General features: G+C 62.7%; 1 protein-coding gene. It reads right to left on the reverse strand.

The features are described from left to right. Positions 1–408, reverse strand: a 408-nt coding sequence (locus XalbCFBP2523_RS15950; protein ID WP_158250805.1) for a glycoside hydrolase family 5 protein, incomplete at both ends; no start/stop codon positions are given.

The following is a 408-nucleotide window of genomic DNA, read 5'->3' on the forward strand; positions in this document are numbered from 1 at the left end:
CGGCGCTCAGCACGACCGCGGAGGCGCGCTCTGCCGCCGAGTTCCAGTCGGTGGCGGCGTTGCCGGTGCCCCAGGTCGCTGCGCCGTGCGGCTCGTTCTTCAGGTCGAGACCAATCACGCCCGGCACGTTGGCGTAGCGCTTGGCGACGAATACCAGATCATCCTTCCACTGCGCTTCGCTGTAGGAGTCGGTGTACCACAGTTCGGAGATCGCATTGCAATCGGGCCTGTGGAAATCGAGCAGCACGTACATGCCGCGGCTGCTGAATTCGTTGATGATCTTGTCCATCACCTGCAACGAGCTCATTCCTTGCAGGTCTGAGTTTTGGCTGTAGTCGATGCTGCCGGGCGACGCGCCATGCAGGGTCTGTGGGCAGAATGGCACGCGCACGGCATTGAAGCCCAGGC

It is taken from the genome of Xanthomonas albilineans, assembly GCF_002939705.1.
Classification (GTDB): Bacteria; Pseudomonadota; Gammaproteobacteria; order Xanthomonadales; family Xanthomonadaceae; genus Xanthomonas_A; species Xanthomonas_A albilineans.